This is a genomic window from Hominilimicola sp., assembly GCF_046972485.1.
In the GTDB taxonomy this organism is placed as follows: Bacteria; Bacillota; Clostridia; order UBA1381; family UBA1381; genus Hominilimicola; species Hominilimicola fabiformis.
Genome location: NZ_JBKVWU010000113.1, coordinates 1 through 7,279, shown reverse-complemented (window position 1 = coordinate 7,279; position 7,279 = coordinate 1). Strand labels below are relative to the sequence as shown.

At 38.9% G+C, this 7,279-nt stretch carries 8 protein-coding genes; all 8 read left to right on the top strand.

Annotation, left to right across the window (positions count from 1 at the left end; all coding sequences use genetic code 11):
* Positions 1-572 (top strand): 23S rRNA (adenine(2503)-C(2))-methyltransferase RlmN (gene rlmN, locus ACLTU0_RS09750; RefSeq protein WP_412322250.1); only part of this gene is annotated, 572 nt, incomplete at its 5' end.
* Between the two features lie 44 nt (positions 573-616).
* The gene (locus ACLTU0_RS09745; protein WP_022230804.1) at positions 617-1,360 is read left to right on the top strand and encodes a Stp1/IreP family PP2C-type Ser/Thr phosphatase; all 744 of its coding nucleotides are present in this window, start codon (positions 617-619) and stop codon (positions 1,358-1,360) included.
* On the top strand, positions 1,350-3,518 hold the full coding sequence (gene pknB, locus ACLTU0_RS09740; RefSeq protein ID WP_337868945.1) for a Stk1 family PASTA domain-containing Ser/Thr kinase: 2,169 nt from the start codon (positions 1,350-1,352) through the stop codon (positions 3,516-3,518). The genes ACLTU0_RS09745 and pknB overlap by 11 nt, the downstream gene beginning before the upstream one ends.
* 8 nt (positions 3,519-3,526) lie before the next feature.
* The gene (rsgA, locus tag ACLTU0_RS09735; RefSeq protein ID WP_337868947.1) at positions 3,527-4,390 is read left to right on the top strand and encodes a ribosome small subunit-dependent GTPase A; all 864 of its coding nucleotides are present in this window, start codon (positions 3,527-3,529) and stop codon (positions 4,388-4,390) included.
* Positions 4,375-5,016: a ribulose-phosphate 3-epimerase gene (gene rpe / locus ACLTU0_RS09730; protein ID WP_412322247.1), complete on the top strand. Its 642-nt coding sequence runs from the start codon at positions 4,375-4,377 to the stop codon at positions 5,014-5,016. Before rsgA ends, rpe begins: the two co-directional genes overlap by 16 nt.
* Complete coding sequence (locus ACLTU0_RS09725) at positions 5,016-5,624, top strand: thiamine diphosphokinase (RefSeq protein ID WP_412322245.1); 609 nt, start codon at positions 5,016-5,018, stop codon at positions 5,622-5,624. Before rpe ends, ACLTU0_RS09725 begins: the two co-directional genes overlap by 1 nt.
* Positions 5,621-6,748 carry a cysteine desulfurase family protein gene (locus ACLTU0_RS09720; protein WP_412322243.1) on the top strand — a complete coding sequence of 376 codons (1,128 nt, stop codon included), beginning with the start codon at positions 5,621-5,623 and terminating at the stop codon, positions 6,746-6,748. The genes ACLTU0_RS09725 and ACLTU0_RS09720 overlap by 4 nt, the downstream gene beginning before the upstream one ends.
* Positions 6,749-7,279, top strand: a 531-nt coding sequence (locus tag ACLTU0_RS09715) for a THUMP domain-containing protein (protein ID WP_412322241.1), incomplete at its 3' end; no start/stop codon positions are given.

Genomic DNA, 7,279 nt, shown 5'->3' with positions numbered 1-7,279 from the left:
ATATTGTTATGATGGGTATAGGCGAGCCGCTTGACAATTTCGATAATGTCATAAAGTTTTTGCACAATGTAAACCATGAAAAAGGACTTAACATAGGATACAGACACATTTCACTGTCAACCTGCGGTGTTGTGCCGGGGATATACGCGTTGGCAAAGGAAAAACTTCCTATAACGTTGACAATATCTCTGCACGCACCTAACAATGAAATTCGTGACAGTATAATGCCTGTAAATCATAAATACGATATTGAAGAATTATTGACGGCTTGCAAAGAATATGTAAAGACGACAAACAGACGTATCAGTTTTGAATATTCTCTTATTCACGGTGTAAATGACAGTATGGCAAATGCAGAAGAACTGGCAAATCTTGTCCGTGATCTGCACGGGCATATAAATCTTATACCTGTAAATAAAGTTGAAGAAAGAAATTTTGAAAAAGGAAGTAATGACGATATAAGAGCGTTCCAAGAAAAATTGACACATCTTGGTATAAATGCGACAGTAAGACGTGAACTCGGCTCAGATATATCAGCTTCCTGTGGACAACTGAGAAAAAAAGTGATATAATATCAAAAACTATAATTCTTTAGTGAAATGAGGTGATTTTCAAAATGCAGTTTGGTGCGGTTACCGATATAGGAATGCACAGAAAAATTAATGAGGACAATTATTACGTAAATGAAAGCGACACGTTCCCTTACGCAGTTGTTGCGGACGGAATGGGCGGTCATCAAGCCGGTGAAGTCGCAAGTATGATGGTTGTCGATATTATAGAAAACCACTTAGAAAAAAATCTTGATACCGAACTCGACTATGTAGAGGCAGGAGAAGTTATACGTCAGGCGTTTATATCGGCGAACAGTATCATATACAATTATGCAAAGAATCATTATAAAGTAATGGGAATGGGAACAACGGCGACGCTTGCAATGATTTATCAAAACAAAATTATTACGGCACACGTCGGAGATTCACGAGCCTATATGATAGGTGACGAAATCAAACAGATAACAAAAGACCATTCCTATGTACAGGAACTTGTATCAAGAGGTGAAATAAGTCCCGAAATGGCAAAAAATCACCCTAAAAAGAACTACATAACGCGTGCTATGGGTGCAGAGGACACCGTAAAAGTAGATATTTCGATTAAACCTTATAACGGTGAAACTCTTGTGCTATGCTCTGACGGCCTTACAAATTTCGTAGAGGACGATGAAATCAGAACATATATTAAAAATAAAAGCAACCTTCAGAAAAGTGCGGAAGAACTTGTAGCACTTGCAAATGAACGAGGCGGCGGAGATAATATTACCATTGTGGCTTTGGAAAGGGAGAAATGTGATAATGAACAGTGATAATTTAGTTGGAATAACACTTGGAAATAGATATGATATGCTTGAAAAAATCGGTACGGGCGGTATGGCTACCGTTTACAAGGCGAAAGATACGCTTTTAAACCGATATGTTGCGATAAAAATACTTCGTGATTCACTTGAGGGTGAAGAACAAGTTGTTTCAAACTTTATAAAAGAGGCTCAGTCATCGGCAAGTTTGGTACACAATAATATTGTGTCTGTTTATGATGTCGGCGAAGAGGGCGGTCTTAATTATATGGTTATGGAATACGTCGACGGCATTACACTTAAAGAATACATAAAGCAAAAGGGCGCACTTCCTTGGCAGGAGGCGTGCGACTTTGCTATTCAGATAGGACAAGGTATAAGTGAGGCACATTCGATTAATATAATACATCGTGATATTAAGCCTCAAAATATACTTATGACAAAGGACAAGACTTTAAAAGTAACGGACTTCGGTATTGCCAGAGCTGTTGCGGGAGAAACTACCGTTGTCGGCGGAAGTGCTTTGGGATCGGTGCATTATATTTCACCTGAACAGGCAAGAGGAGGATTTACTGACGCAAGAAGTGATATATATTCACTCGGTATTGTGCTTTACGAAATGCTTACCGGAAAAGTTCCGTTTGACGGTGATACACCTGTAAGCGTTGCACTTATGCACCTTGAAAAAGAACCGGTAAACGTTAAATGCGTAAATCTTGATATACCGACTGATTTGGCGTATGTTACAATGAAAGCAATTTCAAAAGAACAAAGTAACAGATACCAAAATGTACAGGAATTTGTTGACGATCTTCATGCTGTACTTGCAGACGAGCCACTTCCGAGCCGTGATGATGTATATGAAGAAGTCGTACCGCATGAAGATTATGCGTATGACGATGAAAGCGATTTTGACGATAATCTTGATGTACCGGAAACGGTAGAGGAGGAAGAACCTTATGAAGAAGAACTTCCGGCAAGAGGTCGTACAAAACGTAAAAAAGTTGTGAAGAAAAAGAATAAAAAGCAAAAAAAAGAGGATAGAATTGCGGTTGTTCTTGCAATTTCAACGGCGGCAGTTATTTTACTTATAGTTCTTGGAGCATTTTTCTTTATAAATATGCGTAAAGAGGCGATTGTGCCTGACCTTAAAAATATGACTATTGAACAGGCAACTGCGGAAATTGAAAAAGCAGGACTTCATTTGGCTGATGAAATCGAATATTCGCTTTCGGATACGGTTGCGGAAAATTGCGTAATTTCACAAGACCCTACAGCTAAAAAGGTTGTGGCAAAAAATTCTGATGTAAAACTTATAGTTTCAATAGGTTCATCGGGCGGTGATATTGTAGCGCCTGATGTTACCGGAAAACAGTTTGATGAGGCTATTGCGGAAATACTTGAACTTGAACTTAACTATACGGTTGTTGAAGACGAATCAGATGACGTACCGTCAGGATATGTAATTCGTCAGACACCATTGGGCGGAACAAAACTTAACAAAGACGATATTATAAATATCCACGTCAGCAAAGGTAAGGGAGGAAGCAGTGCGCAAGCTACTCCTGCGACTGAAAGAGTATCTGTTCCGAGCATAATCGGTTTGGGCAGAGAACAGGCGGAGGCAACACTTAAAGCAAACGGCTTAAATCTCGGTAACGTTTCAAGAAAAGCGTCTTCGGCACAAGAGGGAACTGTTATTTCACAAAGCCCTGAACTTGGCAAGACTGCAAATAAAGGCTCATATGTAAGCATTGTACTTTCAAAGGGTGAAGAAACACAGACAGACCAATCAAATCAACAAGCGGAACAAAAGAATTCATCACAGACAAACAGTGAACAAAACAATGCAAGCACAAACCAAAACAGTTCAAGCAATTCAAATACATCAAGCAACGATAATTCAAGTTCAAACACATCCGACAGTTCAAACAGTGATTCGGGTTCATCAAACCAAACATCAACAAGAACTTTCACTGTAAAAATTCCGGACACTGCAGATGATTCGGTTGATGTTGAAATTGTAGCAAACGGAAAAACAGTTCATAATGCAGTTCACTCAAAGGACGAAGGCACTGTATCGGTTGAAATTACAGGCTCTGGAACTGCGGAAGTTCAGGCTTATATAGACGGAAGTAAGGTAAGTGACAGAACAATAAACTTTAATTAGAGGTAATTATGGTTGGAACTATAATGAAGGGTATTGGAGGCTTTTACTATGTAAAGGCCTCTGATAGCATATACGAATGTAAAGCAAGGGGAATTTTTCGCAAGGAAAAGATAACACCTATGATTGGCGATAAGGTGAATATTGAAACGGACGGCGAAAAAGGCAGTATTATTGAAATAATGCCGAGAAAATCGTCGCTTATAAGACCGCCGGTTGCAAATGTTGATACAATGATGCTTGTCGTTGCGGCGGCGTCACCGGAGCCGAATTTGTTTTTGATAGATAAAATGCTTATAAATGCGGAGATTAATAATATAACTCCTGTTATTTGCATTAATAAAACAGATATAAAAAAACGTGAGGATATAGAAGAAATATATTCAAAAGCCAAATATAAAATATTTTCTGTAAGTGCCGAAAGACAAGACGGCACGGATTTGCTTATGGATTATTTGAAGGATAAGACGACTGCATTTACGGGACTTTCGGGAGTTGGTAAGTCGAGTCTTTTGAGTATTATCACAAACGGAGAGCTTGAAACGGGAAGTATTTCCGAAAAAATAAGCCGCGGAAAACATACGACGCGTCACGTTGAATTGTTTGAACTTGAAAGCGGAGGTTTTGTACTTGATACACCCGGTTTCAGTTCACTTGAAATTGAAAATATAAAGGCTGACGATTTGTGGCAGTATTTTCCCGAAATGGCGGACTCTCAAAATAAATGCCGTTTCAGAGGATGCTCACATATAAACGAGCCTGATTGCTATATAAAAGAAAAGCTTAAAAACGGAGAAATGGCTCAGTCACGATACGACAGCTATACTCAAATATACAATAAACTAAAATCAGTAAAGGAATGGGAAAAGAAATGATATTATCACCGTCTATATTGTCGGCAGATTTCGGTATACTTGCCGAGCAGGTAAAAAGGGCAGAGAACGCAGGAGCACAGTGGTTGCATATTGATGTTATGGACGGACATTTTGTTCCGAATATGACTTTTGCAATGCCTGTTATAAAGTCATTACGCAAGTATACAGATATGTTTTTTGATGTACATCTTATGATAGATAAGCCGGAAAGATATATTGATGAATTTATCAATGCCGGTGCGGACGGTGTTACTTTTCATATCGAGGCAACCGATAAGCCGAAAGAATGTATTGAAATGATACAGAAGAGAGGTAAAAAAGCGGCGATTTCGATTAATCCGAAAACACCTGTATCGGCGATTGAAAAGTACCTTGATAAAGTCGATATGGTGCTTGTTATGAGCGTTGAGCCGGGTTACGGCGGTCAGAAATATATTGAAAGCGTTAATGAAAAGATTGCGTATATTCGTGAAAAAATGGGCAGTGACTTTGATATTGAAGTTGACGGCGGAATTAATGCAAACAATATTGACAATGCGATTAATGCAGGCGCAAATATAATTGTTGCGGGAACGGCTGTGTTTAATGACGATATTGAGGGCTCTGTAAGGAGTCTTATGAGATAATGCGTGCGGTAATAATCGGTAACGGTGATATAAAAGACTATCAATATATAAAAAGCAAAATCAATGACAATGATTTTATAATATGTGCCGACGGTGGCTATAATCATGCGGAAAAAATGGGGATAGTGCCTGATGTGCTTATAGGTGATTTTGATTCGGCAAAGAATTTTGAAAAAGTTAAGGACAGAATTGAATATCCAAAACGCAAGGATTTTACAGACGGTGAACTTGCGGTAGCTTACGCGGTGGATAATGGATATGAAGACATAGTTCTTATCGCCATGACAGGCGATCGTTTTGACCACAGTATAGCGGATATTTTATTGCTTGAAAAGTGCAAAAACGGTGTGCTTATAGATGATAATAATGAAATTTATTTGTTAAAAGATAAATTGTCGTTAAACGGAAAAAAAGGACAAACTCTGTCTATAATTCCGATAAAGAATAATGCGGTCGGAATAACGACAGACGGACTTGAATATCCGTTGAATGACGAAACTTTGTATTTCGGCAGCAGCCGCGGCATAAGCAACGTTATGCTTGCGGATAAATGCAATATTACAATAAAAAGCGGAATGGCATTGGTAATAAAGGTGGAAAGAGTATGATATATCTTGATAATGCGGCAACAACAAAACCGTCAAAAGCGGCAGTTGATGCAATGATTAAGGCGGCGGAATGTTTCGGTAATCCGTCGTCGCTTCACGGTTTGGGTATTGAGGCGGAAAAACTCATAAACGAAAGCAAAAAAAATATTGCCGATATGCTTGGCGTTGAAAGTAAAAATATTTTGTTTACATCAGGCGGTACCGAGGCGAATAATTTGGCTGTTTTCGGCGTTGCGGCGGCACGTCACAAAATCGGTACAAAAATTGTTACGAGCAAAATCGAACATCCGTCTGTACTTGAAGCATTCAGAAAACTTGAAATTGACGGATTTAATGTTGAGTATCTTGACGTTGACAGTGAAGGCAGAGTAGACCTTGATATGCTTAGAAACGTTCTTGATGATGAAACGATACTTATAAGCGTTATGCACGTCAATAATGAAACAGGCGTTATTCAGCCGATTGAAGAAATCAGAGAAATTATGCTTGAAAAAGCACCTTATGCACATCTTCATACTGACTGCGTGCAGTCGTTTGGTAAAATAGATGTGAAACCGAAAAAAATGGGTGCGGACCTTGTTACGATAAGCAGTCATAAAATTCACGGCTTTAAAGGTACGGGTGCATTGTATGTAGCAGATACAAGAATGATACGTCCGATATTGTTCGGCGGTGAACAACAGGGTGAAATAAGACCGGGTACGGAAAATGTAGGCGGTATACTTGCGTTCGGTGCGGCGGCTGCTGAATGTGACACTGACCAATCAAAACTTATACATTTGAGAAACACAATGAAAGAAAAACTTCAAGAAATACCGAATATTAAGATAAACGGCTCTGACGAATATAATTCCGGCAGTGTTTTAAACGTATCGTTTATCGGCATAAAGGCTGAAATACTTCTTCATTCACTTGAGACACATAAAATATACGTTTCAACAGGTTCGGCTTGTTCAAGCCACAAACCGCAGCCGAGCCATGTACTTACGGCTATGGGACTTGATAAAAAAGAAATTAACGGTGCGGTGAGAATCAGTTTTGACAGATTGACAGAAGAAGCAGATGTTATAAAAGCGGCGGAAATTATTGCAAAAGAAGTTGCGACAATAAGGAGATTTATGTAAATGAAAGAGATTATTCTTGCAAAATACGGAGAAATTATATTAAAGGGCGGTAATCGTCCGAAGTTTGAAAATATACTGATGAACAACATCAGAAATTCACTGAAAAATGTGGCTGAGGTAAAGGCAAGACTTGCACAGGCTACAATTTATGTCGAAGTTTTCGATGAGGATAAAATGGATATTGTAGTGGATAGATTGTCGAAAATATTCGGTATTGTTTCAATTACAAGAGCGGTTGTTTGTGAAAAGGATATTGAGGATATAAAGGCTAAAGCCAAGGAATATTTGAAGAAAGACTTTAAGGACGGCGTTAAATTTAAGGTTGAGGCAAAGCGTTCTGATAAGCAGTTCCCGCTTAACTCACCTCAAATTTGTATGGAAGTCGGCGGTTATCTTGACGACGAATATCCGAATATAGTCGTTGATGTTCATAATCCCGAAGTTACGGTTAAAGTCGAAGTCAGAGATTTCGGTGCATACGTTTATGCAGATGAAAATAAAGTGCAGGGACAGGGCGGTATGCCAATAGGC